The organism is Curtobacterium sp. VKM Ac-1395 (assembly GCF_015350975.1).
In the GTDB taxonomy this organism is placed as follows: domain Bacteria; phylum Actinomycetota; class Actinomycetes; order Actinomycetales; family Microbacteriaceae; genus Curtobacterium.
On the sequence record NZ_JADKRX010000007.1, the window covers coordinates 49980 to 74991 of the forward strand.

At 66.9% G+C, this 25012-nt stretch carries 27 protein-coding genes; 10 read left to right on the forward strand and 17 right to left on the reverse strand.

What is annotated here, in order from left to right; translation table 11 throughout:
• Positions 1–3: 3 nt before the first annotated feature.
• The 13 genes from ITJ68_RS16545 to ITJ68_RS16605 are packed head-to-tail and all read right to left on the reverse strand — an operon-like array spanning position 4 to position 11757.
• Positions 4–465, reverse strand: coding sequence for a hypothetical protein (locus ITJ68_RS16545; protein WP_194662883.1), 462 nt, complete (start codon positions 463–465; stop codon positions 4–6).
• Between the two features lie 7 nt (positions 466–472).
• Positions 473–1852: a ParA family protein gene (locus ITJ68_RS16550; RefSeq protein ID WP_228505923.1), complete on the reverse strand. Its 1380-nt coding sequence runs from the start codon at positions 1850–1852 to the stop codon at positions 473–475.
• 44 nt (positions 1853–1896) lie between these two features.
• Positions 1897–3411 carry an ATP-binding protein gene (locus ITJ68_RS16555; RefSeq protein WP_194662884.1) on the reverse strand — a complete coding sequence of 505 codons (1515 nt, stop codon included), beginning with the start codon at positions 3409–3411 and terminating at the stop codon, positions 1897–1899.
• Positions 3411–3620 carry a hypothetical protein gene (locus tag ITJ68_RS16560; RefSeq protein ID WP_194662886.1) on the reverse strand — a complete coding sequence of 70 codons (210 nt, stop codon included), beginning with the start codon at positions 3618–3620 and terminating at the stop codon, positions 3411–3413. Before ITJ68_RS16560 ends, ITJ68_RS16555 begins: the two co-directional genes overlap by 1 nt.
• The gene (locus ITJ68_RS16565; RefSeq protein WP_194662888.1) at positions 3620–5146 is read right to left on the reverse strand and encodes an SCO6880 family protein; all 1527 of its coding nucleotides are present in this window, start codon (positions 5144–5146) and stop codon (positions 3620–3622) included. The genes ITJ68_RS16560 and ITJ68_RS16565 overlap by 1 nt, the downstream gene beginning before the upstream one ends.
• Positions 5139–6482, reverse strand: coding sequence for a hypothetical protein (locus ITJ68_RS16570; RefSeq protein ID WP_194662890.1), 1344 nt, complete (start codon positions 6480–6482; stop codon positions 5139–5141). The genes ITJ68_RS16565 and ITJ68_RS16570 overlap by 8 nt, the downstream gene beginning before the upstream one ends.
• On the reverse strand, positions 6475–7245 hold the full coding sequence (locus ITJ68_RS16575) for a hypothetical protein (protein WP_194662892.1): 771 nt from the start codon (positions 7243–7245) through the stop codon (positions 6475–6477). The genes ITJ68_RS16570 and ITJ68_RS16575 overlap by 8 nt, the downstream gene beginning before the upstream one ends.
• A gap of 25 nt (positions 7246–7270) precedes the next feature.
• A complete protein-coding gene (locus ITJ68_RS16580) occupies positions 7271–7624 on the reverse strand; it encodes a TrbC/VirB2 family protein (protein WP_194662893.1) in 354 nt (117 codons plus the stop codon).
• Positions 7621–8424: a hypothetical protein gene (locus tag ITJ68_RS16585; RefSeq protein WP_228505925.1), complete on the reverse strand. Its 804-nt coding sequence runs from the start codon at positions 8422–8424 to the stop codon at positions 7621–7623. The genes ITJ68_RS16580 and ITJ68_RS16585 overlap by 4 nt, the downstream gene beginning before the upstream one ends.
• 56 nt (positions 8425–8480) lie before the next feature.
• The gene (locus ITJ68_RS16590) at positions 8481–9620 is read right to left on the reverse strand and encodes an alpha/beta hydrolase family protein (RefSeq protein WP_194662895.1); all 1140 of its coding nucleotides are present in this window, start codon (positions 9618–9620) and stop codon (positions 8481–8483) included.
• Positions 9620–10537, reverse strand: a complete 918-nt coding sequence (locus ITJ68_RS16595) for a hypothetical protein (protein ID WP_194662896.1) — start codon at positions 10535–10537, stop codon at positions 9620–9622. Before ITJ68_RS16595 ends, ITJ68_RS16590 begins: the two co-directional genes overlap by 1 nt.
• On the reverse strand, positions 10534–11046 hold the full coding sequence (locus ITJ68_RS16600) for a hypothetical protein (RefSeq protein WP_194662897.1): 513 nt from the start codon (positions 11044–11046) through the stop codon (positions 10534–10536). Before ITJ68_RS16600 ends, ITJ68_RS16595 begins: the two co-directional genes overlap by 4 nt.
• A 45-nt stretch (positions 11047–11091) precedes the next feature.
• Positions 11092–11757, reverse strand: a complete 666-nt coding sequence (locus tag ITJ68_RS16605) for a helix-turn-helix domain-containing protein (RefSeq protein WP_194662898.1) — start codon at positions 11755–11757, stop codon at positions 11092–11094.
• A 422-nt stretch (positions 11758–12179) separates the two neighbouring features.
• On the opposite strand from ITJ68_RS16605, the gene ITJ68_RS16610 reads away from it, so the two are divergent.
• Together ITJ68_RS16610 and ITJ68_RS16615 are read left to right on the forward strand one after the other, a co-directional pair.
• Complete coding sequence (locus ITJ68_RS16610; RefSeq protein WP_194662899.1) at positions 12180–12434, forward strand: hypothetical protein; 255 nt, start codon at positions 12180–12182, stop codon at positions 12432–12434.
• A gap of 66 nt (positions 12435–12500) precedes the next feature.
• A complete protein-coding gene (locus ITJ68_RS16615) occupies positions 12501–12701 on the forward strand; it encodes a hypothetical protein (protein ID WP_194662900.1) in 201 nt (66 codons plus the stop codon).
• Here the strand turns inward: ITJ68_RS16615 and ITJ68_RS16620 are convergent.
• Complete coding sequence (locus ITJ68_RS16620; RefSeq protein ID WP_194662901.1) at positions 12698–12967, reverse strand: hypothetical protein; 270 nt, start codon at positions 12965–12967, stop codon at positions 12698–12700. The two genes, ITJ68_RS16615 and ITJ68_RS16620, sit on opposite strands and share 4 nt — an antisense overlap.
• Before the next feature lie 264 nt (positions 12968–13231).
• On the opposite strand from ITJ68_RS16620, the gene ITJ68_RS16625 reads away from it, so the two are divergent.
• Positions 13232–13462 (forward strand): hypothetical protein, encoded by a 231-nt coding sequence (locus ITJ68_RS16625; protein ID WP_194662902.1) that lies wholly within the window; start codon positions 13232–13234, stop codon positions 13460–13462.
• 1642 nt (positions 13463–15104) lie between these two features.
• On the opposite strand, the gene ITJ68_RS16630 is transcribed toward ITJ68_RS16625, so the two are convergent.
• The 3 genes from ITJ68_RS16630 to ITJ68_RS16640 all read right to left on the reverse strand — a co-directional run bounded on the left by ITJ68_RS16630 (position 15105) and on the right by ITJ68_RS16640 (position 18219).
• On the reverse strand, positions 15105–16244 hold the full coding sequence (locus ITJ68_RS16630) for a replication protein RepA (protein ID WP_194662907.1): 1140 nt from the start codon (positions 16242–16244) through the stop codon (positions 15105–15107).
• Positions 16245–16445: 201 nt separating this feature from the next.
• A complete protein-coding gene (locus ITJ68_RS16635) occupies positions 16446–16910 on the reverse strand; it encodes a hypothetical protein (protein ID WP_194662909.1) in 465 nt (154 codons plus the stop codon).
• A gap of 349 nt (positions 16911–17259) precedes the next feature.
• Positions 17260–18219, reverse strand: coding sequence for a ParA family protein (locus ITJ68_RS16640; RefSeq protein WP_194662910.1), 960 nt, complete (start codon positions 18217–18219; stop codon positions 17260–17262).
• A 602-nt stretch (positions 18220–18821) separates the two neighbouring features.
• On the opposite strand from ITJ68_RS16640, the gene ITJ68_RS16645 reads away from it, so the two are divergent.
• From ITJ68_RS16645 to ITJ68_RS16675, 7 genes are all read left to right on the forward strand, one after another.
• The gene (locus tag ITJ68_RS16645; RefSeq protein WP_194662911.1) at positions 18822–19298 is read left to right on the forward strand and encodes a hypothetical protein; all 477 of its coding nucleotides are present in this window, start codon (positions 18822–18824) and stop codon (positions 19296–19298) included.
• 91 nt (positions 19299–19389) lie between these two features.
• Positions 19390–19992, forward strand: a complete 603-nt coding sequence (locus ITJ68_RS16650; protein ID WP_194662912.1) for a recombinase family protein — start codon at positions 19390–19392, stop codon at positions 19990–19992.
• A 698-nt stretch (positions 19993–20690) separates the two neighbouring features.
• Complete coding sequence (locus tag ITJ68_RS16655) at positions 20691–20978, forward strand: hypothetical protein (RefSeq protein WP_194662914.1); 288 nt, start codon at positions 20691–20693, stop codon at positions 20976–20978.
• A 385-nt stretch (positions 20979–21363) separates the two neighbouring features.
• On the forward strand, positions 21364–21525 hold the full coding sequence (locus ITJ68_RS16660) for a hypothetical protein (protein ID WP_194662917.1): 162 nt from the start codon (positions 21364–21366) through the stop codon (positions 21523–21525).
• 188 nt (positions 21526–21713) lie between these two features.
• The gene (locus ITJ68_RS16665) at positions 21714–22688 is read left to right on the forward strand and encodes a helix-turn-helix transcriptional regulator (protein WP_194662919.1); all 975 of its coding nucleotides are present in this window, start codon (positions 21714–21716) and stop codon (positions 22686–22688) included.
• A 147-nt stretch (positions 22689–22835) separates the two neighbouring features.
• The gene (locus ITJ68_RS16670; RefSeq protein ID WP_194662921.1) at positions 22836–23087 is read left to right on the forward strand and encodes a hypothetical protein; all 252 of its coding nucleotides are present in this window, start codon (positions 22836–22838) and stop codon (positions 23085–23087) included.
• A gap of 502 nt (positions 23088–23589) precedes the next feature.
• Positions 23590–24900 carry a fibronectin type III domain-containing protein gene (locus tag ITJ68_RS16675; protein WP_194662923.1) on the forward strand — a complete coding sequence of 437 codons (1311 nt, stop codon included), beginning with the start codon at positions 23590–23592 and terminating at the stop codon, positions 24898–24900.
• Positions 24901–25012: the final 112 nt, after the last annotated feature.

The following is a 25012-nucleotide window of genomic DNA, read 5'->3' on the forward strand; positions in this document are numbered from 1 at the left end:
GAGCTACTCCTGTCCGGCGTTGATGTAGGACGCCAGCCACGGGTCCCGCTTGGTGTCGCGGTGCAGCGTCACCGTCACGGGACCGCCCGTGGAGGCGGTGAACTGGTACGCCCGGTCCGTCGACGTCTGCTGGTCCCCTACGGGCTTCCCGTCGTCGTGGACGTCGGCGCACGGGACGTTCGCCGGCCGCACCGCCGAGTAGAGCTGCCACGCATCGGGGGTCAGGTACGGGGTGAGTGACCGCTGCCAGGTGTTCTTCGTCGCATCGGGCTCGCAGAACCGCTCAGCGACCGCGTGAGCGACGTCTCCCGAGGTCGGCGCTGCGGAAGCCGAGGGAATGGGTGACGACGTCGAGCTGGCGTCCTCGCCGCGGTGCGGAAGGTGTGCCCTGACCGCGAGAAGAATGAGCGCGATCGCAATGACGCCCAGCAGTGCAATCGCGATCGCGAGGTTCTTCTTCGTCATGGGCAGGTCAGAGCCCCTTCGCGACGGCAGCGCCGGCGGCGAGCCAGGCGCGCTGCGTCTCCGGTCGGAGGCCGCCGTAGTTGATGACGTCTGCGCCGAGCCCCTTGTCGTACGGGATCGTGACGACGTCGCGGGCGAGGCCGGAGAACCCGGACGCCATCTTCGTCAGCTCCGCGTCGGGCAGGTCGTGCTTGTGCTTGCTGACCACGACGACGGCCTTGTCCGCGAGGTCAGCGAAGTGACCGCCGCGGGCGTGGAGCCCTTCAAGCAGGAGCGCTGCGGACTCGGCCGCTTTCGCTTCCCCGATCGTCGGGACGACGATCTGGTCCGCCCGCTCGATCGCGCGGAGCCACATCGGGTCCGTCTCGTCGTTGCCGGAGTCGATGAACACGAGCCGGTAGAACTTCGCGGCGACGTTGTGGATGGAGTCCACGGTCGTCGCGTCGAAGCGCTGCTCGGTGGCGAGGACCTCGGGCTTGGAGCGGAGGACGTCGTACCGGTCTCGGGTCTGGTGGTGCACGTAGTGCGCGAGGTCCGCGGACTGCGCGCCGGTGCCGAGGAGCCGTGAAACCTGCGGAAGCAGGTCCAGGATGCTCGCATCGTGCGGGCCCTGCTCGGTGGACCAGCCGAGGGTCCCGCGGGTCTGGTTATTGTCCCACGCGAGGACGCCGGCGCCGCCGTGGCGAGCGAACACGCTCGACAGGCTGATGGTCGTCATCGTCTTCCCGACGCCGCCTTTCCCGTTGACGATCGCGATCGTCCGCGGGCCGGGCCAGTGCTGGCTCACCAGCCGCGTCCAGTCGCGTTCTGCGCGCTCCGCGGCCGACGGTGAGACCCGCAGACCCATCCGGGCGAGGATCCCGCGGAGGCCCTGCGTGGCGGGTTCCTCGACCTCTTCGCGGGTGAGGAACGACTGCCGAGCCTCGCGACGCGTCGACGGACCAGCGTCGGCCTCCGACGCTGCCGGTGAGGTCGGCGCTGCCGGCGCGGCGCGGAGCGGGTCGAGGGCAGGAGCGCCGGCGGGGGCGAGGCTGACCGGCTCCCCACGGAGTTCACGCGCTACGTCGGCGTACTCACCTCGAGGGGCTGGCGGGATTGCCGGCGCTGCGGGCTGTGCTTCCCACGGGGATCCGGCGGCATTGTCGGAGACGGCACCAGTGACGGCCTCAATGGTGCCGGCCCCGTCGATGCTGAACAGCGTGTCGGCGCCCGTGCCGGCGTCGTAGCTGCGGACCACGACGGCCGCGCCGGTGCTCGCCGCGCGAGCGGTGAGCCACCCGATGGCGTCGGGGTAGGCGCTGTCGCCGGTGAACGTGGCGTCCCCGATGGTGATGTGGTCGCCGTTCGCGACCAGGTCGTAATCGACGTGCACAGTGCTGTTCGGCATGATCGTTCGTCCTGTCTCTCGGCTTGTCGTCTCAGGGTTCGTCGTCACTGGTAGCGCTCGTCGGTGTCGTGGAGGGCCATCTGCGTCTGGGTGCGGAGCATCTGCACGGGGATCCCGACGCGCTCGGAGATCTTCAGCAGCACCTTCCCCGCGCCGGGAGGGGCACCCTTGGTGCCCTTCTGCCGCCGCGGAGACCGCCACGTCTTGGACGAGTTGAACTTCGCGACGAGGTCGATCTCCTTCGGCGTCAGCGACCGGACCTTGCTGAGCTCGTTGAGGTCGTCCCGGCTGAGCGCCATCAGCATCAGCAGCCCGGAGCGTTCGATGAACCCCTTGGCCTTCTCCCGGTCGTCCGCGTTCGGCAGCGACAGCAGGTCCTTCGGGGAGTGCGACACCTTCAACTCCGCAGCTCCCACGCTGCGGTTGGTGCGGGACAGGCCGTCGACGAGGTCGACCATGCCCTCGCAGGCGCGGATCGGGTACCAGAACTCATCCATCAGGGACGTGTAGCCGCCCCACGTGACCTGCGCTTGGTAGCGGTCGCCGTTGGCGTACGCCTCGGCTTCCTTCGCGAGTTCGTACTGCGCGAGCTCCCAGTGCGCGTCGATCGCGTCCATGCCGAGCGACCAGGTCGACAGCATCGCCGCGGAGAGCAGCTTCGTGTTCCCCTGCCCAATCGAGGACGTGTCGAAGCAGAACCCGCCCGGGTTGCCCGGTTCGAACTCGATCGAGTTCGTGCCGGAAAGCATCTGCCCCATCTGCCCGGTCATCAGCGATCGCAGCGACTCCCCGAGCCGGGCAAATCGCGTGTGAAACGCCTCCGGCGTGGACAGGCCGGTCCGCTCGAGCATGAGGGGAGACACTTCCGCGAACGCGCGCACCAGGTCCGCGGTAACCGCGGTCTCGTTCGGGCCGACGCGGTTCAGGATCGTGTCGACGATCGCCTCGACGGCGGTTTCCTCGATATCGCTGAGTGGTTCGCGGCTGCCGCGGCTGATCTTCACGCACAGCTTCACCAGGTCGATCGACTTCGCCCGTGCGAGCTGCAGCAGCTCGGCGCCGACCTTCCCGCCGATGCGGCGGGCGGCGTAGCCGAGGGGACCGGGCGAGAGCAGATTCAGTTGGTGGCGGGCCTGCGGGCCGATCGAGAACACGGTCCCACCGAGCTCCTCGATCCACGGGACGTGCTCGCCCTTGATCGGGTCGAAGATCGCCGGCGTGAGCCCGCGGCCGACCTGCCCGCCGATGAGCGTCTGCGCGGTGCTGGACTTCCCGTTGCCGTTCAGGCCGAACAGGAACGCCGAGGGCGAGGAGATGATGTTAGCCCGGTAGAGGGCGTCGTGGTCGGTGCACACGGCGGTGTGGGTCATCATGTCCTCGCCGAGCGGGGAGCCGTCGATGGGACGCCCGGTGCCGGCGCCGAACGGGTAGATCCCGCACACCTGCACGCTGGTGGCGTACCACCGCGGCGGCTGCGGCATCTGCTCCCACCCGCCGCCGTTCGGGGCGAAGAACCCCGACGGGGTCCGGGTGAGCCGCTTCGTCATGCTTTGCGCCATCAGAGAGCGCTCCTGTCTTGGATGAGGGTGTCGACGAAGGTGGCGTACTGCTCGCCCTCGAGGACGACGGTGTGGACCAGGACGAAGCCCTGGCTCGTGGCGGCCTCGAGCTCGTGGAGCCGGTCGGCGAGCTTGCCCTTCCGAGCGTCCGCGAGGTCGTCGCGCTTCGGCACGACGGTCTCCACGGTGCCGACGTCCTGCAGCCGCATCAGTCGGTCCGATCCGTGACGCCCTGGATCGCTGTCGCGTACGCCCACGGCAGGACACCGAGCGGGAGTGTGGAGTGGAAGCCGGCGGCGGCGTCGGTCTCCACGAACCGGTACGCGATGCCGGTGCCGTCGAGGATGTTCTTCAGTTCCGTGGTCGCGTTCCGGATGCCGCGCTTGGACGGCTCGAACGTGACGCTGACCTCGATCGCGAACGCCGTCATCGACGCACCGGTCATCAGGTCCAGCTCCGTCTTCTTCGCGAGCTGCCGCCGGTACTTCGCCATCTCGTCGTCCTGGCCGGTGGCGGTGGTGGAGTTGCGGCGGGCGTTCGCACCGAGCTTCTTCGCTGCCTTGATCGCAGCCCCCGGGCTGAGCGGCCGGTAGAACACGGCGGTGCGCTTGCGGAGGAACTTCCCGTTGGGCCGGAACAGCACCTCGAGGAAGTCCTCGGTGATGTGCATCTGCGGAGGGGCGACCATCATCGCCGTCATCGACGCGACCCCGTCGTGGTAGCAGATCCGCCGCTGGTCGTCGTGGAACTCGTCGGGGCCCGCCTGGGTGACCTTCATCCGGAACGGCAGCCCCGCGAGGTCGTCGGAGCCGAACTCGCGCGATCGCTCCGGCTGGTACGCGACGCGTACGGCACGGGCGAGGTCCTGGCTGGTGGCCACCGCGGGACTCCCGGCGCCGGCGCCCGCGAGGAGCGCCCGGTGGTTCGGCAGTTTCGCTGCGATGTCAGCTGCGGCCTCGTTGACGTTCTCGGCGAGCTCGTGGACGCTCCACACCACGGAGGTGAACACCTCGACGTCGGCGTAGGCCGGCGGCAGGGCCCGTGCGCCCTCGCGGAGCTGACGCTGCGCGGCCGCGGGGGCATGCGGCGAGACTTCGCCGTCAATCTTTGCGATCAGGGGGTCGACGGATTCCTGGGCGGAGTCGACCACGATCACGGCGCCCTCGATCGCGGTGTCCCGTGACAGGGACGCGATCCACCCGCCGAACTCGGACACCTGCGCGTTGATGCGGTCCTGCGGCAGCAGTGCGGTGCCGTCGGGGTGGCAGGTGAACGTCGCGGCAAGCAGCGGGTTCCGGGAGTCCTTCCGGTGGTGCAGGAGCACGTACTCCTCACCCTCACCGTCAACGCCCGTGATCTCCTCGAGGTCGGAGAGCATCCCGGGTAGCGCCGTCAGCGCGTCGTCCGGCAGCTCGGTGAAGAGCCCGGTGCGGTAGTGATTCGTTCCCGCGCGCTGGCGCTTGCGGTCCACGGACCGGTCCCAGACGCGGGCCGCGACCGTGCGACCGGCTGTCGGGTCGCCCCACCGGACGATGAACAGGGCGTTGCCGACGACGCCGGCGAGGACGGCGAGGATGCCCGCGAGCCACCAGCCGACGACGAGGCAGACGACCATGACCATCACGCCGGTCAGGAGCATCGCCCAACCGATGAGCGTCAGCCCGCCGAGGGTGCCCTTCGTGGTCGGCAACCAGTTGCCGAACCGGACCCGCTTTCCTGCTGTTGCGTCACTCACCGATCATTCCTTCCGCTGTGTTCGCTGCACCCTCAGAGCTGTCCGCCGCAGCTCCGGCCGCAGCCCATCCCGCGCGGCTGCCCGACGCCGGTCCAGAGCCGGAATCCGATGCCCCGCCCGCGGCAGGCGTCCCGCTACCGCTACCGCTACCGCCGTCGCTCGACCCGTCACTGCCGCCAGCACCCGACGCTGATTCCCCGCCGACCATGCCTGCGGCGCCATCGCTGCCCGAGCTGCCGGAGCTGGACGCGTCGCCGTTACTGCCACCGGCGGTCGGTGTGCTGTCCGATCCGAAACCGCCGGCCTGTCCACCCGCGGAGGCCATTTCGCCGCCCTCGGCAACGCTGGTGCTCGTCGTCGATGTCGTCGCCGCGGTGCCTGCGCCAGCTCCCGCGCCGGCAGAGGCCCCACCGGTGGCGACCGCCGCGCCGACCGCGACACCGGCCTGCAGCGCTGCAGCGCCGACACCCAGCGCCATCGCCCCGCCGATCGCGCCCCCGAGGGTCCCGGATGCGGGGATGAGGAGTCGCATGATCGCCGGCAGCGCCACAACGGCGAGGACGATGAGCATCAGCCCGTAGAGGACACCGCCGACGCCGTCCTGCCCGTCCTTGAGCCGCCACGCGAACGCGTAGATCGACGCCGCAAGCGGCGTGTAGATGATGAACGCGATGATCCAGGCGGTGATCTTCTCGAACGCCTGCTCACCCCGCTTGAGGAGGGCGTAGGAGGCCGAGATCTGCCAGAACGCGTTGAGTAGCAGCATCAACGCCTGTCGGACGAACATGATGACCCACTGCAGGCCGACGGCGATCACGCCGAGTAGGCCGAAGATCAGCGCCAGCCCGGGGGAAGCTGCGGCGAAGCCTGCGGCCGTGTACCCGCCGGTCGCGCTGATCCCGGATGCCTTGAGGATCCACTGCGCGTAGGCGTCACCGCCCCACACGAAAATCTGGATCGCCGCGGTTCCAAGTGTGATGACCGCGACTGCGCGACCGAGTGCGCCCATGACCTCCTGGAATGGCTCCCCGCGCCGCGAGTACATCACCCGGGCACCGGCGACGATGAGGCCGAGGGTGAGCAGCGCGATCGTGATCGGCAGGGACGTGTCCTGGAACCACTGAGTCGCCTTGTTGTCGAGCGACACCAGGAACCCGGAGCCGGTCCAGCTCGTCAGGAACTGCTTCATGATGTCGTCGTAGGCCGAGAACATCGTGTCCGCAGCCTGCTTGAAGCCACTGGAGGCCGCGGCCCCCACGGCGTCTCCGACCGCGCTCTTGGCCGCATCGCACCCGATTACGAGGTGACAGACCGTGTCACCGACGCCGTTAGCCATCTGAGCCTCCCCAGGCGGTGAAGTCCCCTTCGGAGGGGGTGAGTGGGTTGCCGGAGTAGAGCGCGCCGTTATCGAGAACGGTCATCTTCCAGTCGTCGTGGGTCCAGGTCATCGTCAGCGGGACCGCGAAGTACCCCGTCGAGCTCGACGGCTGTGTCAAGACGACGTCCACCACCGCGCGGTTCTTCGCGAACGACTCCACCGAGTACCCGGCGACGCTGTTGCCCTGCGACCGCAGGTCCTCAGGCGCCGTCTGCGCCTTCACCGTGCTGTCGACAGCATCCGCCTTGCCGGGCCCGTCCTCGATGTAGAAGTTCAAGAGCTCCTTCACGCTGTGACCCGTGTCGTACTGCCCCAGGTACGCCGTGGTTGCCGCGAGAGCAGCCCCGGACTCGGTGCGCGCGAAGCATGTGGGGAAGCCGTCGACCTTCTTGGTCGGACCGACCGCGCCCGATACCGGCCATGTGATGCCGCCACGGCCGGCGTGCCACCGGAGATCGGAAGGCACCGCGGAAGCGGCCGCACCCGTCGTTGGGACGTCGCACGCTCCAGTAGGTGCAGCGGTCGGTGCGTTGTTCGCTGCCGTGGGTGCAGCCGCTCCGCCGTTCTTCACTGGAGCGAACACGCCGAGGACAATGGCGAGCAGGACGACGATCACCACGAGAGCGAGGACGATGATCGCGCCCACTGCGGCGGGCTTGGAGTTCCAGCCGCGCCTGACGGTGTCGCCGATGCCCTTGTTGTTGCGGTTGCGTTGTGCCATGACGGCCTCCCGGAGTTGGTGTCGGTTACGCGCCGGGGATCTGCTTGCAGTTTGCCGACACCGACCCGAGGAAGATCGAAGCCACCCCCGCGGCGGCGCCGATCAGGGCTGCACCGCCGATCCACCAGCCGAGACCCTTGAGGGTCTCCCCGCCATCGTGGCGCTTGCCGGAGAAGAACATGCCGATGCCGAGGATGATGAGCGCGATGATCCCGAGCGCGATCGCGACGATGCGGGTCCAGAGGGTGGCGGTGTCGAGGGCGTCCTGCGCCTTACCCGGCAGGCAGTACGCCTGTGCGACGACCATGCCTGCACGGCTGCTGGCGTCGACGAGCTTGGGTGACTTGGCTACGACGGCGTAGATGGCGTTGCTGATCATTCGGCCTTCTCCTTGTTTGACTGCGCCCCCAGGAGCGCCTTGGTGACCCGTTGCGCGGGTCGGGCGAGCTGCCCGGCCAATGCAGGGGAGATTTCTGCCACCGCCCGGAGGCGGGGAAGCCACGGCACCGACACGACCGGTACGGCGCCGGCAAGCACGCGTTGTTCGCGTGCCGCGGCCGGGACGGGCTTGCCGGGTGCATCGGCAACGACCAGAACGGCGTCAACGGCGCCTGTGCCGAGCGCGTGGATCGCGGCCTTGGTCGCGTTGATGCCGGCGGGTGTCGAGCGGCAGACGAGCACGACCGGACCGGTGGGCTCATCAGTGAGCTGCACCTCCGGGAGGTCGAGCAGGAGGGCCCATGTGCTGGCACCGGCGCCGGCGTGCACGCCGACCAGCGGCGGCCGCGACCGTGTCGGGGTCACTGGCTGTACGCCCGGGCCTGCCCAGGCCGCAGCGTCGTCGCCCTCGGCCACCGAGCTGCCATCGAGCCGTAGAACGACCCTGGTCACTCGCGCCCCATCCGTGATGACCACGCGAACCGGTGCGGCCGCTTGAGCGATGCCGGCGGCGGTATCAAGGATCGTTCGGCGGAGGTCCTCCCCCGTCGCCACGGTGAGGACGTGGCCGTTTACTGCCCACATCGGGCCGACCGCGTGCGTGACGATGACCGGCGGGACGAGCTGGGTGCCGCACTCGGTGCAGAACCGAGGGCCGAGCTTCTGGCTGCCGCAGACCAGGCACGCGCGCGGAGCATCGGGCGAGCCCTGGCTCGAACGCATCTCCTCTGCTCCACTCATGTCCATGAGTGTTGCAGATTTGCAAGATCATCGCAACGAGCTGGCCTTAGTCCAGGTTACTTAACATCCTCGGCATCACTTTGTCGCAGATTCGCAACGATCCAGTCGTCGACGTGGGCGGCGAAAAGCTTCGGTGCTGCGTTCCATTCCATCGCGTGCGGGCTTGCCGGGAACTGTTCAAGAACGACGCGGTCCGAGCTAGCGGCGAATGCCTCAGATGCTGCGAACGGCGTGGTCAGGTCACCCGTCGAGTGGATGACCAAGGTGGGGATAGACACCGTCGGTAGCGCCTCCGTCAGGCTCAGCGTCAGTGGCAGGCCCAGCACGCGCGCACCGAGCCGTGATGACAGCAGGGCGATGGCTGACGACGCGAGCCACCGCGGGACGTGTTGACGGGCCATCCCGTAGTGGATGGTGCGTGCCCAGCTCACGACGGGCGAAACGAGCACCAACGCGTCGATCGAGGCGCCCTGCAGACCACGTGTTGTCTCCTCGAGGGCCACCGTTGCGCCGAGCGACCAACCGACGACGACGATGCGTGCTGCACCCTGCGACCTGGCGTACGCGATTGCTGCGTCGAGGTCCTGCCACTCTGCTTGTCCGAGTGCTGAGGGTTCGCGTGTCTCGCCGGCAGCCTCGCGGTCGCCTCGGTAGGAGATTACCAGCGACGTGTATCCGGCCCCGGCTACTGCTTGGACGCTCCGTAGCGCTGAGTCGCGACCGGCGAGCATCCCGTGCACGTGGATGACCCACGTGGATGACGCGGCGCCGGTGCCGGCGTACAGCCACGCGGGCTGGGAAGCGTGGTCCGTGTGGATCTCGACGCTTGCTGGCGGCGTCGTTGTGACGTTCGTCGGAGTGAACACGTTCCCCGCCGCTCGCCCGTCGGTGCCCGCCTCTAGCGCTGCAGGCTCCGCGAGGTGACGCACCACGGTGCCGTCCGCGTCTTCCTCGTCGACGGCGGAAGTGAGCACGGCCAGCTTTGTCTCGTCGTCGTAGAGGAGCCCGATGATCCCGCCGAAACGCGTCAGCGGGTTGCTGGTGAGCTCTACGTCCCCGCTGGGGCTGACGTGGAAGATCTTGGCGGGCCGGGCGCGCTGTGGGAACACCACGGCGCGCGCGAGCAGGAGCATGGCGGCGCAGTAGGCGGCGGCGAGCACGACCACTGCGATGGCCACGATGATGAGCGCGAGCATCAGGGGGTGACCTCTCCGAGCTTGTTGGACAGCGTGTGTTCAACGACCGCGAACGTGATTCGTTCGGCGGTGGAGAGCTCTTGCAGGCCGACCTTGACGCGGTCGCGGATGTTGGCGGCGGAGTCGAACGCGAGCTGCCGGTTGGACCAGCGGCGCGCTGTCGCCAGGGCAACGCGGTTCGCTCGGTAGTCGGGGCCGTGGCCGCGGGCGTCGACGCTGACGGTCCAGCGGGCGGCGGCCCACCAGAACGTGCGTGCGCCGAGGATCCAGATGAACCCGGCGACGGCGATGAAGATGCCCGAGAAGAAGGGCACCTCGGCGACGTAGTAGTAGTGCTCTCGGAACGCCGCTGAGACTGGTCCGAAGTGTGCGAGGAGGAGGTAGAGCACTTCGACGACGTCGCTGACGAGCATCAGGGATAGCCCCGTCACCCAGAACATTGTCGGCATTGTGCGGCGCTCCGCCAGCATTCGGATGGTGAGCGCGGTGATGATCCCCATGACCGCTGTGTAGAGGGTCGCGAACAGCCACACGGCTGGCTGATCGAGGCGATCGAGCACGAACCGCGGGGAGGTATGCCCTGGGTCAGCGATGAGCAGGAACGGAATCGTGAAGGCGATGATGGCGGCGACGACCGACCCCCACGGCAGCCGCCGACGTTCGAAACCTCGCTCGGCCGCAACGGCGTTGTGGAACGACCACATCGCCGCAACGGCGGAAGCATCGCGTACGAGCGTGAGGAGGTTCCGGTCGCCCAGCAGCCCGTCGAGGACTGCGGGAGGGGCCGCGATCACGCCGTAGGTCGCCAGCGACACCATGCCGAACACGGTCGCCCACCATGCGGGCTTCCGGTACGACCTCCGAGTACGGAACGCGACGGCGACAATGAGGATCAGAAGACATGCGCTCTGGATCACCCGAAGTGCTCCTCTTCCGTCGTGTCGGCGTAGGCCGAGAGCCTGCGGGTGAACATGCGCGCCATCTCCTCGACGATCAGCTCTTCTCGCACTGACTCAGCGTCGTTCGACTCGGAGCTGTTCCGGGGACAGAGGCGAAGGAACAGACGCGAGTCGGGCGCCGGCTGATGCGGCCGCGCGGTACCCGGCGGGAACCAGTCATCGGGCGCACTCCGCACGATCAGATGGCAGAGCTCATGCGTCCGACTCAAGAAGCTGTAGTAGTTGCTGTCGTCCGCCGGCACGAGAATCCCGGTGAATGTCTCCGCCTCGAACAGGATCCCAGTGGTTGCGCGGAGCGAGGCGTCCTTGATCTCGTCGAAGACCAGCCGGCGCCCGTAGAGCGCCGACACTGCGCTGCACAGGTCCTCGAACTCCGCCATGTCGGGCAGCGGCGTCCTCCAGACGAGCGCAGCGGCGATCGCCGCGACAGGTTCGTGAGCGGCCTGCCCCTGGCGACGTCCTCGCATGATGTCTCCCGTCCAGTGCTCCCCCTTCGGTGAGCACTCACTTCCCTAGGATCGGGGACCCTCTTCTTTGTCGATCAGCGCACGGATGGCGGACTCCACCGTGGCCATCTCCTCGGGTTCTAGTTCGTCGAGCGAGCGCGCGGCGATCTTCGTCACCCCAAGCGATCGCATCGATCGGGCGAGGCCAAGCTGTGCGTCGATCCGCTGCGCTTCGTCTTCCGGCGTCTTTCCCAGGAGGTAGTCCGCCGGCACCTCGAGGAAGTCAGCCAGAGCGATCACCAACGAGTGCGATCCAGCACCGTCGACGAACGCACGCCACTCTCGAAGTGACAGCAGGTGGCCGGTCTTGCTCAGCGCCGACCGCGCCTTCGTGTACGCCGCGTCCTGGTTGTCCCAGAGCCCGGACGCTTCGAGCGCGAGCCGGGCGCGGTCAGAACGGACAATCTCGTCGGCGCCGTCGCCCAGATCAAGCCCAGCGCGCTTTGCTGCACGGGCCACCAGTTCGAGCGGGTCATCCCCGATCGCCCGGCAGAGATTGACCAATTCCACTACGGTGACCGGTCGTTTGCCGTTGAGGACGCGGTAGATGGTGTCGTGCGTGATCTCCGACCGCTCGGCCCACGCACGCACGTTCACGTGCGCGACGCCCTGCGCAGCGCGCAGCTCAGCTGCAAGCGCTCCGTGCAGAGCTTGTGCGGAGGATTCGCTCATTGGGTCCACTCAAAAACGCTAGCAGGCGACGGTTCAGTACGCTTCTTGCAAAGGTACAGCAGGGTTGCTAATTTGCAACCGTGCCCATTGCTCCACCGCCTACCTTGCCAGAGCGATGGCAACCACGTTGATGACTCCAACCGCCACCGCCCCGGCGAAGATCACCCAGACCCACGCTCGTCCGCCTCGTGCTCTCACGGGTTGCTCGGCAGCGCTGGGTTGGGTTGGATCCGCGGTCAGCGTGGAACGATCGGTCGGCACGGGGACCACTCTCGCGCTTTCTGGCTGGTATCAGGCCGAGAGCCCACCGGACCAGTCCGGTGGGTGCCTATCGGGGTGCACAGGACGCGGAGTGGGCTGCGGCCAGCCGAGCAACAGCCGGTACCGGCCGCCCCATTCCTGAGATCTACGGGGAGCCGAAGATGAAGGCCATGCGGGCGTCTATCGCCGGTGGCACGAAGGCGAACGGCGGCCCCGGTGAAGCCGGCGCGGACGCCGTGCTTCGGAAGGCTGAATGGTCCGCGGCGAGGCTGGCCCTTGCTGGTTGCGGCTTCGCGATGGGCTGCGAAGTGGCGCTCACTGTCGGCCCACCCGTCGTGGCTGCTCTGTGGAAGGCTGACAGGGATGTCCGTGCAGCGGTGCGTGCCGAGCTTGAGCAAGGGACCGTCGAGGACTGACGTGTGAGCGGCAGCATTGACAGCTTGTCCGCTCATTCCCTCCTCGAGCCCACCTCAGGAGAACCGATGACCCAGACGAACTTCACACCCAATGCCCACGACCGCGTGCAGTACAACCGCGGCAAGGTCAAGCATCTCATCGGGCACTACGGCGTCGTCGTGCCAGACGAAAACCGCCAGACTCTGCCGTCGGGACTTCGGTACGTCCTCTTCGACGGTGAGCGGTCGCCGAAGGTCGTCGCAGCAGACGGGCTCGACCAGGCCTAGCCCGCCGTCGGGTGCATCAGCCCGTACATTTCGTCCGAGGTGCGTTGCGCGTCAGCGAGGACCTCTGCGGACCGGGCAAGCGCTTCGGCCATGCGCCGGTCGAAGTCCTCCATGGCGTCGTCGAACTCGTCTTTGAGCATTTCGTCGAACCGGGTCGGTTTCGGCTCCGACGGTATCCACTGCTGCTCGCGGTATCCCGTCAGCAGCTGTACGTTCCCGATGACGTCGGAGAGCGTCCTCGAGGAGGTCGACTGGTGGGAGTCCACCCAAGGTAGGAGCGTAGGGAGCACGTTTCTCAGCTCTCCCCCACCTCTCGCCCAAACGCCCTGTGCCGGCCCTCCCCGGCCCAACACAGGGCGTTTCTGCCGGCCTGGCTACCCCCGACCCCGTTCCGATCGCATAGGCGTAGTCGTGAGCGATTTGAACTCTGACGCACCTGTTGATCTCTCGAAGCCGCAGTGTGAGCCAACCACTCCCCCGGTCGCGGCGGCGAACGGCGACCGCGGCGCCTGCGTCTACTCGACGGCATCGTGACGCCGGTCGGTCTCGTCTGGCTCGCGCTCAACGCCGCCCTGTTCGTCTTCGTCGGCTACGGCGTCGGCGGCTTTCTCACGATGTCGGTAGGGCCGCTGGGCCTGATTGCGTGGGGCGCCTTCGAGTGGCTGCGTGACCTCGCTTACTGCCGCGACGCTCTTGAGCAGTGGCGGGACGACGTCGCCGCGTGGGAGTTCGAGCATCGGCTCGACGCTTCCCGCGCATAGAGGGGCGACATGCACACGACAACCACTCCCCGCGACTCATCATCGACCCGGACGTGCAACCCCACCTGCGTCTCGCCGGCGTCGTCGGCACGGACCCCGTGGTCTTCACAGAGGCCGACCTTCGAGGCCCCGACGGCGATGAGCGCCGTGCGTTCCTCCGCGACGCCCGGAAGCACTCCACCGTCGACGTCGTCGAAACCGGCTTCGGGAACACGGATAAGACCTTCGCCGTGAGGCGACGTGTCCCCTCCCTGACCTCGGTGCCGCACCACGCATCGAAGGCGCAGACGGTACCCCCGAAAGTGAAGACGAAGCACAAGCGACGCACGCCCGCTAATGGTCTGTCGCCCAGACACCCCTTCAACCCGCGGATGCGCGGATGCGCGGATGCGCGGATCCGCGCATCCGCGAGTAGAGTCCCTCCGCCCCCGTCCCAGGTAAAGCCGACCAAGCCCGGATCGGGGGCGCGACAAGAGTCCCCCGCAACAGCCAGCTGACCGAGTTATCCACAGGTTCTGGGCCCGTTTCTCGGGCGCGACAAGAGTCCCTACGGTTTTTGGGGGTGCAAGGCCCCTCGCGCGGGACTCTGTTCGCGGCTTCACGGGACTCTGCTCGCGCATCGAGGGGACTCTTGTCGCGCCCGGACCCGTCGAAAAGCACCTCCCATCCGCCCCCAGTCAGCGATCCACCGGCCTGTGGATAACCCTGCATGTAGTTCCCACCTGTAGACATCACCTGTAGAACCGGTCCGTATCAACGTAAGTACAGAGACGGGACCGTCTCGCAAGACGGCTGAGTTCAGAGCAGCAGGGATGATGAGCAGGGCCCGCACTAACGAGGGTGGGAGCGACCGCCAGGTGGTTGTGGGAGCCGCTACGCGGCTGTTCTCGCTGACGATGACCCCTCACCGGGTATCGCTGAACGAGTCGAGCACGCTGGACGTCGCAGGCAGGCGCACAGCAGCGAGAGCTTCGAGGGACTCTATTCGCGCGGTCATCTTGAGGGCTTCTGTTCGCGTTGAGGGACTCTTGTCGCGCTATGCGGGCTCGATACCCGACCGCTGACAACCGAGCGACTGGCCGCGACAAGAGTCCCCCGCTTGGGATGGCAGGTTTCACGAGGGATTCTTGTCGCGCCAGCTGAGCGCGACTCCCGAAGGTTGCTGGCCAGGCGTGATTGCGCGACAAGAGTCCCCAGGTTCAGATCCTCGGCACAGGACCGCATGTTGCCCAAGGGATTCTTGTCGCGGCCCAGGGCTAGCAGCAGCCGTCTCCACCGACAGCTGGCACGGATGCGCGACAAGAGTCCCGCATGGGCGTGCGCGACAAGAGTCCGCGCTGAAAGGTCCAGATAGGCGTGTAGCCGCGACCGCGGCGGAGAGTAACTGTCTCAGCTGGTTCGGCGCTACAAGAGTCCCTGCCTGATGCGCGACAAGAATCCCAGGGGGAACCACGTGCTGCTCCACAATGCGCGACAAGAGTCCCCCGCTCCCGGCGTTCGTCGCTGCCTGGACTGTGGCACTCGGGCAGCTCTTGCTCCGCGCCGAAAGTACGGGACTCTGGTCGCGCCTGACATCACGAAACCCAGCCGCGGGATTCTGTTCGCGGCTGGGCTTCGTTCTGTTGCTGTGTCGGGGCGGGGGCTACTCCCCCGCGCCGGCGTCATGTTCGTCGGTCGGCTCGACAGCGCGCAGCTTTCGCTGTGACCTCGGAGTGCGGACGGTACGTCGCTTCGAGGTCTGCTCGATAGGTGTCGGCCCCGGGTACAGCACGAAATAGTCCGGCTCGAGCTCGTACCGGAACTGCGGGGGCATGATGATGGCGATGTCGCGCATCGCCGTCTCGAATGCTTTGCGGAAGTCGCGGAGTCGCTTCGTCTGCGAACCGAACTGACGGTGCAAGTCCGACCAGCCGATCCGTGTCGGGTAGTGGACGTCGTAGAGGCGGTACGACACCCACACGTATATGTCGAACGTTAAGGGCTTCGAACCGAGTACCTGCAGGGCTCCGGGATCCACCGGAACGGGACGTTCGATGATGGAGTCGAAGAACCGCTTCGACAGCACGATCTTCGAGTCCCACAGTCCCGGTTGCTCCTGAGACCGGGAGCTGATCTCGCCACGTGCGTTGAACCACAGCTGCGTGCTCTCGGCGATGGGGAAGTACTCCTTCGCCTGCCCGTAGCCGGATCCGTCAGCGCCGATGACCAGTCCTTCCACGCTGAGACGGGAGCCGAACACACGGTCCATCTGGTTCGCGAGCCGCTTGCGGCTGTTCCCGCCGACTTCGACCTGGAGCTTCTCCATGAACTCCTGCATCGTGTCGCCGAGGATGAGTTCCTGGTTCCCCGTCTTAACTGCCTCGGTCGCCATCCACGTCATGATATGCCGCGGGAGGATGCCGAACGGGTACGCAACCTGGTCGACGCCGTCGACAGTGATCGCCGCTGGCTGCACCCGCAGAGTGATGTCGCCGTTCCGGCGGACCCAGAACGGCACCTCCCCCGGGTCCTTGTATGGAAGCGACACCTGTGCCCACACACGAGCGGAGAACGCGATCTCCTCCGGCTGGCCATTGTTCCGGTCGAGGGCGTCCCGGTAGTTCAGCAGTCGGACGCGGTCCTTGGGGAGGTCCAACGGGTGCGAGATGTTCGGGAAGTTCGCCGGGATCGCCGCCTCAACCCGTGGCTCGAGGTCGCCAAGCGAGCTCCCCGTGTTCGGTTCGTCGCCTTCGACGTACCAGTCATCACCGCTGGCCCCGGCGGCCGCTGCGTCGCTCGTCATCCGGAACCTCCCAGGTCCTCGACAGAAATGGCGTGCCGTCACTATCCCGTGGCGAAGGGCCCTCGTCAGGGAGACTCACCGGCGTGTTGGGACTCTTGTCGCGCACGTCCGTGACCAACTCGCGCCCCAGTCCCCGGTTCTACAGGCATCCGCCGACAGTTTCGATGGTCAACTCGCGCGGGACCGGGGGGCTACTCGCGCCTACGACTGCTTCTGGAAGGACCCGCCCCGCGGCAGCGGCTTGTCCCGTCGTTCGAACGGTCGCCCCTGGTTGTAGTCCTGCTCGAGACGTTCACGCTCACGGTTGTAGATGTACGCGAGGAACGAGCCTGCGTTCTTGTGCCCCTCGAAGAGCACCGCGGCCTTCACCGCTGCGTTGAACGCGTCACGATCCTCCCGGCGAACGTCGAAGGTCACCTTCAAAAGGTCGTCAGGGTTCTGCCCCTTCGGATCCGCGTTGCGACGAGGCTTCTGCGCCGGCGCAGCCGTCCCATCCCCCATCTCGGCCGCCGGAGCCGCATCAGGTGAGCTTCGGAAGGACGGCGCCGCTGCAGCAGTGCGCGTCTCCTCGAATCGGACGCTCGGGGCGGGCCCGCTGGAAGGTGCGAAACCCTGCGCCTCGAGTGTGTCGTGTTCCGGCAGCGGACGCACGGGGTTGGAGTCCACGTGCGCCGCTGCTGCGGGAGTTTGAACGTCCGGCGGCGAGGCGTCAATGACGGATGGGACGACAGCGCGTTCAGGCTGGATCGGTGCACTGTCGCTGGCCGCCACCGCTGACGCTTCGGCGTCCGTGGCCCTTGCAGCTCCCCCAGACGGCTGCTGCTGCTCGTCGTCTGTAACCGCTTGTGCCGCCGCAGCGACCTCGGGTGATGTCGGAGCGCCAATCGGAGCGGGTGGCGGGCCGGAGACGCGATTCTTCCTGATCAGAGAGCTGGCCGGCGCCGGGGTCTCCCGCTGCGCCTGTGCGCCGACTGGACGAGGTGTCGGCGGTGGCCCCGCGAGCACGCGCTTGCTGTCAGACACGTTCTGCCTCCCCTGCAGCGGCCGCCTCGGACTGTTCCTTGTCGATGAGACGGTTGATGAACTCCTCCGTCACAGCGACGAGACTGTCCGCCACTGACCCGGAAGACTTCGGGCCGGCGACTTCCGGTGCCTCACCCTTCTTGAGCCGCTCGTACCACTTCGGCGCGGACTGGACGAACTCGTCGAGCTCGTGGACGAGCATCCCCTTGTCCCGTGCTGCCTTGGCGACACCCTCCGCGTGGCGGATGTAGTTGTCGAAGACGATGCCTTCCGCGCCCTCTCCCCCGAGGTCTGCGACGACGGCTTCGGTCCAGTCGCTTCGTACTCGGGACGCGCTCTTGCTGGAGTCGAAGATGACGACTCCGAGAAGGTCGAGGTCCGGGTTGAGGTCCAGCACTCGGTCTTGTCGCTCGGCGGTGAACTTCAGACCCTTCTTGCTCGCCTTCTCGGGGCGACCCGGGATCAGCATGTACCGCGACGCGGCGGCGGCGATGGACTGAATGGTGTCGTTGTTTGGGGGGCAGTCGAGCAGAATGAGGTCGTAGTTCGCCGACACCTTCGCCAGCATCAGGGCGAGGCTGAGCCGTGCGTAGAGGGTTTCGTCCCCTCCCCTGCCCATCTTCTGCCCGAGCGCATCGCTGATGTCGTTGATGCGCTGACCGCCCGGAATCACGTCGAGGTTCTCGCGGACGGCAATCAGCGGGTGCGGGTCGTCGCCGAACAACAGTGCCTTTGACAGGCCGGCGCCGCTGTCATCGCCCTCGGTGTCGACGTAGCCGAGGTCGTCGCCGACGTTCCCCTGCGGGTCCAGGTCGACGATGAGTACACGCCATCCGCTGCGGGCAAGGAGACCGCCGATGTTCGACACGAGCGTCGTCTTCCCCACGCCGCCCTTGTTGTTGATCACTGCGACGACTCGCTGCAAGTACGAGCGGTCAACGGTCACTGCCACGAGGACTCCTCCCCCCGGACCTGGCGCGCCTGGCGGACATGGCTTACGGGGATGACGCTCCCCCACATGCGTGCGGGAGCCTTTCGAACAACGTCCTGCTCACACTAGCTTAGATGCCGCGGCCAGGTAATCTGGCGACGCCAGGTCGACTGGCATACGCGTAAGCCAGAACCGCTGGCCGAGCCAGTACTGCTGGTTTCGCCAGATGAGATGGCTAGGCGTAGGCCAGGACATATGGCACCGCCGGTTCGACTGGCGGACCTGGCATAGAGCTAGACGGCCGGCATCCGTCTCCCAGGGTCCGAGCTAGCCGAGTTTCCGGGCGTCGCGCGTAAGCCAGGACCGCCATCTCTGCCAGGTAGCACGTTTCGCTCGCTACCGGGCGAACGAGGGCTTCCGTGTGTACGAACCAGCAAACAGGGGTGTCGTGCCGCAGGGGGGCGCACAGCGCCTCTGGGAAGGCCTTCCTCACTGGAACACGTTTGGGGCAACGTAAGCCATACTCGCCAGGACTGCCAGGCACGCCATGACTGCCAGCGGCGCCAGGATTACCAGAACGCCTGAGACGGCCACCGATGTGTCCCTCCGCCGCATAGTGCCACGTGCCGGTCCAGATCAGTGAGGCCGCGCAACGGGGGATCATCACGACGGACACCGCAATCGGAACTGGCATCGGCATCGCACTCGTAGACGCCGTGCTGGAGGGGGACCGGGAGCAAGTGGAGCGAATCCACGAGCTGTTCCCGGCATTCGAGCTGATCTCGGCAGCCGCCGCGGCCGAACGAAGCGCACTGGCTCTGACAGGGCTGTTCAGCAGAGACTTCGTGTTCTCGCTTCACGACGCTCATCGGCAGACGCTGAACTACCGCGAGTTCGTGCTGCGACGCAGAGACCGAATCGGGTCCGGTTGCATCCTCGAGGTTGCAGTAGTACCCCCGATTGACCGCAGCGAGGAGGTCCCCCTTGGAGGCCGGTTCAGCCGAGCTGGCAGCGATGACACTCTCGACCGCTTCATCGACTTCTCCCTGTTCGGAAACGACCGATTTTGGGACACGGGTTTGAGCACTGCATCGAGCTGACAACGACGCGGCGCGTCCTGTGCCGGAACTCAGTGTCGAAAACTATGCGCCGATACCAGTACCAGAGATCGAGTTCCGATACAGTCCGAGCGTGGGTCATCTCCTTGGGTACGCGCGGGTGTCAACGACTGATCAGGATGCGTCGTTGCAGCTCGACGCCTTGAGCGCCGCCGGCTGCTATCGCGTGTGGGTCGACACGATGTCCGGGTCGCTCGAGCACCGGCCGGAGCTCACGAAGCTTCTTGATCAGCTCAGGCCGGGGGACACGCTTGTGGTGTGGCGACTTGATCGGCTTGGCCGGTCGATTCGGCACCTCATTGACCAGCTGCAGGCTTTCGGGGAGCGGGGTGTCGGGTTCCGCTCATTGCAGGAGACGATCGACACCACCTCACCCGGAGGCCGACTCGTGTTCCACGTGTTCGCCGCCCTCGCGGAGTTCGAACGCGACCTGATCAAGGAGCGGACCAACGCTGGGCTCGCTGCGGCTCGGGCGCGTGGGCGAACCGGGGGCCGACCGCCGCGGTTGTCGGTTGACCAGGTGCGGACAGCGCGTCGGCTGTATGAGCAGCAGGACATGACCGTGGCGCAGATCGGCGACGTTCTCGGCGTCAGCAGAACCACCATCTACCGGGCGCTCGCCCGACAGAACGACGCCGTCACCGTTCAGCGCATCAAACGAGACCTCGACAGCTAGTACGGCCGTTGTGGCGGCTAGATCAGGTGCAGCTCGGCCTGGCGGGCAGTTTCATCCGCTCAGGGATGGGTGCCGGTACTGCTGTGTGGTCGAATTCGCATCGAGCGCCAGCTCCTCTGTGCTCGAAGGATCGGGGCAGGTGGAAGTGAAGCGGATGAGGGCAGTGCGCCGGGAACCAGAGCTTCCGTCCATTCGAGTCCCCCTGGTAGGTTGCGCACCAGGGACCATACGTTCCCCGCTTGGCACTGACCGTGACAGCTTTCAATCTGTCGTTTGGCCCGCTCCGGTGCGCACGAAAGTCTGAATGGCAGGGCCGGTACCCGACCCGAACGAGCACCGACCCTGCTTGCACCCTCTGACTCAGGTGAGCCCCGCCGCGGTTTCGCTTCGCGCCACGTCGACTGCCAGACCTGCACTGGTCCGGACGTATCCGACACCTCGACGCGAAGTCTCCGCAGTCGCGGTATCTGAGCTCATTCGGTACAGAATACGCAGGCGCGGGACAGGTCGACTCGAGTGGGACGTACCGTTTGGCTTGTACGGGTCTTCCTGATCACGTGCTCCTTTCTGCACACGATCGCTTCCCTCTTGACCTGGTCGCGGGTGCTCCGACCTTGACGACCAGCAGCACCCTCACCAGGTGCGACCAGTCGTCGGCCGCATCGCAGCTGAGGACGCAGGTCCGAAGTGGATTGATCATGAAGCACCTCGTGTACGGACTTACTTCCATCCTCGCCAGCAGCGCGGCAGCAACGGCTGTCCTGCACTACGCGGCCGCGCTCGGTCAGAGTGCACGCACCGACGTCGTCACCGTGCCCGCCGTCAGCCTGGCCGGGACGCAGACGAGCGTCGAGCTGATCCTCGGTCCCGGGATCCCGGTTTTGGCTGAGGAAGCCGCCGATGATGTCCTTGAGCCATCGGACCAGGACTTCGTCGATGACCTCACCGCTCGCGCCCAGGCCGTGCGCACCGGAACCCGGCACTAGCCCCGTAGTGGTGCGCCGATCATGTGCGGGAGCCTACGAGCGCCTGCTCGGGGTCGAGGGAATGCGCACCGAATAACAGGTGTTGTTTACGGCGGTGATGTCGCGCGGTTCCCTGATTCAGCCGCGCCACCTCGTCCACGCCGAGCGAGGGCCGGTCCGTGACCCGAATACGGACCGACCATCCTCTTCTGCACCGCAGTGACGCGCCGATGCTCGATGCGGATATAGCCTGATGCGTCCGGGCGCCCGTCTGCACAGCCAGAACCCGCAACCTGGTGCGGCCTCTGGCGGAGCTGGCCCATCTCGGCGCCCCGTTCGGGGGTAGCGTCACCCCTGTTCGTTCCGAATCGAGCGGCAGCTACGTGCAGCAGAGGTGGGAGTCGCGATGAGTGCGTATGAGACGGCGCCGAACGTCCAGCCAGTCCGGATCGACACGTTCCGGCAGATGCGCAAGCGTCACAAGCACGGGGAGGTCCTCGGTGACGAGCCGCGGCTCTACGAGGACTTCTACCTCAACATCACCCCACTGCAGCAGCAAACACGCTGACCGGCGCGCTGCTCCCGATACTCGAGCGCTTGCTGCACCCGCCGGACTTCGTGGTGTGGGCGCTTGGGCGATGAGAACGGACTGGGCAGAATGTGTCCGCTCTCCCGATCAGGGAACGGTCTATACGGGATACGTCGCGAGACCGCCGCGAAGTCGCGTACTGCGCCATCGGTCGGCATGCTGAACGCGTGTACGACTTGCTGGGCCAGCGCCCCGTTGAACCGATGATCGCCCTGTCGGGACGCGACCCTCAGGGGGCGGTCCGAGAGTTGGCGCCGTTGTATTCGGGTGTGGGTTGGTACTGCCGGCCGGTGGATGAGCAGTTCTGGTTCAAGTACGTCGCCATCGGTGATGACCTGGTAAGTCTGCGTCGGCTCCAGATGCACGGCTTCCTCAGTGGTACCGCGTCAACAGGCGAGGACATCGTCGTGCACTGGCTGGAACACGGACGAGGCCGCGTCACCGTCGGCGGAGATCGGATTCCTTCGCAGGCGGCAGCGACGCCGACGGTGTTGCCGGTTGGTCGGCAGTTCCGGATCGAGTACGAGGACTGGGATCAGCGTCTGATCCACGTGCGACATGACTTTCTTCTCGATGTCGCAGCGGAAGACGACGTCGCCGTCGACGGGGCGCTCATCTTCGACACCAGCGTCGCGCCAAGCTCCCACGATGTTGGGAGGTGGCACCAGTCGCTCCGCCGCGCGGTCGAAGCGTTCCGAAGCGACGGTCCGCAATCCGTCAGCTGGCTTGCGGCTCGCCGGGACGTTGCTCGTGCCCTGCTGCAGCTCTACCCGCTGCGTGAAGCGACCCCGGCACCGGTAGGGAGCAGCGCAGATGGGCGTGTGGCTGCAGCTGTCCGCTACGTGCACGCCCATGCGAAGGAACCGCTGACTGTCGTCGACCTCGCTCGCGTGGCGGGCCTGAGCGTGCGTGGTCTTCAGGAGGCGTTTCGACGCGAAGTGCAAACGACTCCGCTGGCATACGTACGCGAGGTACGCCTTGAGATGGTGCGAAGCGAGCTCCAGGCAGCAGCGCCCCGCGACGAAGCCGTCGCAACGATCGCGCGCCGGTGGGGGTTCTCGCACCTCGGCAGGTTCGCTTCGACGTACCGGGCGCGGTACGGCGAGTACCCACACGAGACACTCCGCCTCCCGCACACCTAACCAGCGCAGCGCTCCACGCGCTCCTTCTCTGCCGCCGCGGTGCCCGTCGCTGAAGAGCGAGATCGCAGTTGTAGTGGAGGACGTCCGGTGAGACGCGCATCCTTGGTGCGCGCCCTCTCGGCGATGCAGGCCGATCGGAGACCACTGGTGGACTGGCAGGAAGTTCTCGACGTCGGACGTGCTGACGCTCATCGGCACCGCTCCGAGGCAATCGCTGAGCGGGCGAATGCAAGGCACTGCACTGACCAGGCGCACGCAGCACTGAACGCCGACGCCACGGTCCTCTGGTTGATGCGCGCAATGCAGCAGCGCCTCGTTGCGTCGAACAGCGACGCCGCGTCAGAGGTCAGCGATCGGATCGCCGACCACGCAGAACACGTCCTTCGCGGCGCCGCCTGACCGCTCCGCCATCGTCCGCCGAGATGACGGGTTGCGGGTCCGTGAAACGGTGCAAGGTCGGTCACCTCAGCACCGCGCTTTGGAGATGGAGAACGACGAATTCGTCGCCCGCCTCCACGCAGCCGCAGCAAGCTTCGGCCACAGCAAACCCATCCACGCCGACACACGCTTCGACCTGACAGGCACCACAGCAACGGACGCCTGAGGAACCCGGCGCAGCTGCGGGAAGAGCCACCAGTCGCACCGGCCGTCGTCGGACTATGAACTCGGGTCGAGCTTGAGGACAGGGAGTCGATTGTCGGTGTGGATTCGGGTGGCGTGAGCGGCACGGCGTCACCGTCACGCTCAACCAGATGTGCGGTTGCGCGATCCCGCATCCAGCGTCTTGAGCGATCTGTGCCCGGTTCTGAAGTGTCAGCATGTGCTCAGCCGAGGCGCAGGAGCCACGGAGAGGGCAGGGGACACCGTGTACAAAGCCGTACTCACCGCAGCCGTGGCTGCCGTGCTGATCACCGTCGGAGGGGCCCTGCCCGCGCAGGCCCTTGACCGTTCTTCGACGCCGGGTGCGCCGACTGCCGTCCGTGTCACCGGGACCGGCGGTGACGCCGACGTCACGTGGCGGGCACCGGCGTCCGGTGCGAAGGTGACGGGATGGAGGGTGCGGATCACTCCCGCTAAACAGCAACCGGACCAAGGGGTCGATCGGCTCCGGGCCTCCGCCCTTTCCGATCACTTCGGCGCCTTGACCGCACGCACCACCTACTCCTTCACCGTCCAGGCAACCGGCTCCCGAGGCACCGGACCCGCGGTGACCGTCCGGTACACGGCAACCGGTGCTACGAGCGACCCGACGACGCAGTCGTTGTACGCGCTCGACGCGTCCGGAGCGGTGGTGCGCTTCCCGTCGAGCGGAACCGGCTTGGCGGCCACGGTCGCGCAGAATGGGGCCGGGTACGCGGTCGATGACCGCGGCGACGTGTTTGTCCCGACGCCGGACTTGACCTCGATCACGATGTACCCCGTCGGTGGTGGGGCAGTGACGACTATCGCTACGGGGCTGCACATCCGTGGCGGGCTCTCCGCGGACGTCGCGGGGAACCTGTACTGGATCGACTCGACGACATCGATCCCGATGAAGCTCCCGGTCACGGGCGGGCCAGCCCGCCCAGCAGCCGCTGGGACCGGGACACCGGCACGAGGAGCCATCGCCTTCGGGCGAGACGGCACCGTGGCAACACTTGAGGGCACGACGACCGCACGCACCGCCACGAGGATCTCCCCGAGCGGGTCCGTCACGACTCGGTCGCTCACGCCGGCAGCGGACGGGACCCCGTTCAACCGAATCACTCAGCTGATTGTCGGACCCCAGGGCGACCTGTACTTCACCGACACCTCCGGCGGTGGGGCTGGCTACCAAGCCTGGAACGAACTCCCCGCTGGTGCGACAACGACCACGCCAGTGGATGACCGTTTCGCGTTCGAGCTGGTCGCAGCGAACTCCACGTCCTTTTTCCTGCTGCGTTCTGCTCAGTGGTGCGCAGCGATCTCCGAGGGATCCCCGACCGGATGCAACATCGACCGGGCAGCGCACGACATGCTCGTCCGTGATGCCGACGAGACGACCCGAGCCGTCCCAGTGTCCGGCGTCCAACTGACAACACGGTTCCCGTTCCCGGGTGCTGCAGCCGAGGACGGGGACGTGTACGTCAACATCGCCGACGGAGCGACAACCGGGCTGTGGCGGATCCCTGCCGGCGGCGGCGCCGCGCAGCAGCTCTCGACAGCACAGTTCACGCGACTCACCGTGATGTGAGACACGGCCTCTGACTGAATGACCACAGGGCGGTACGTCGATGAAAACCTCGGAGGGTGTACCGCCACGCAGATGCCTCCGTCGACGTCGTGGGAGACGAGGGCCGGTGCGA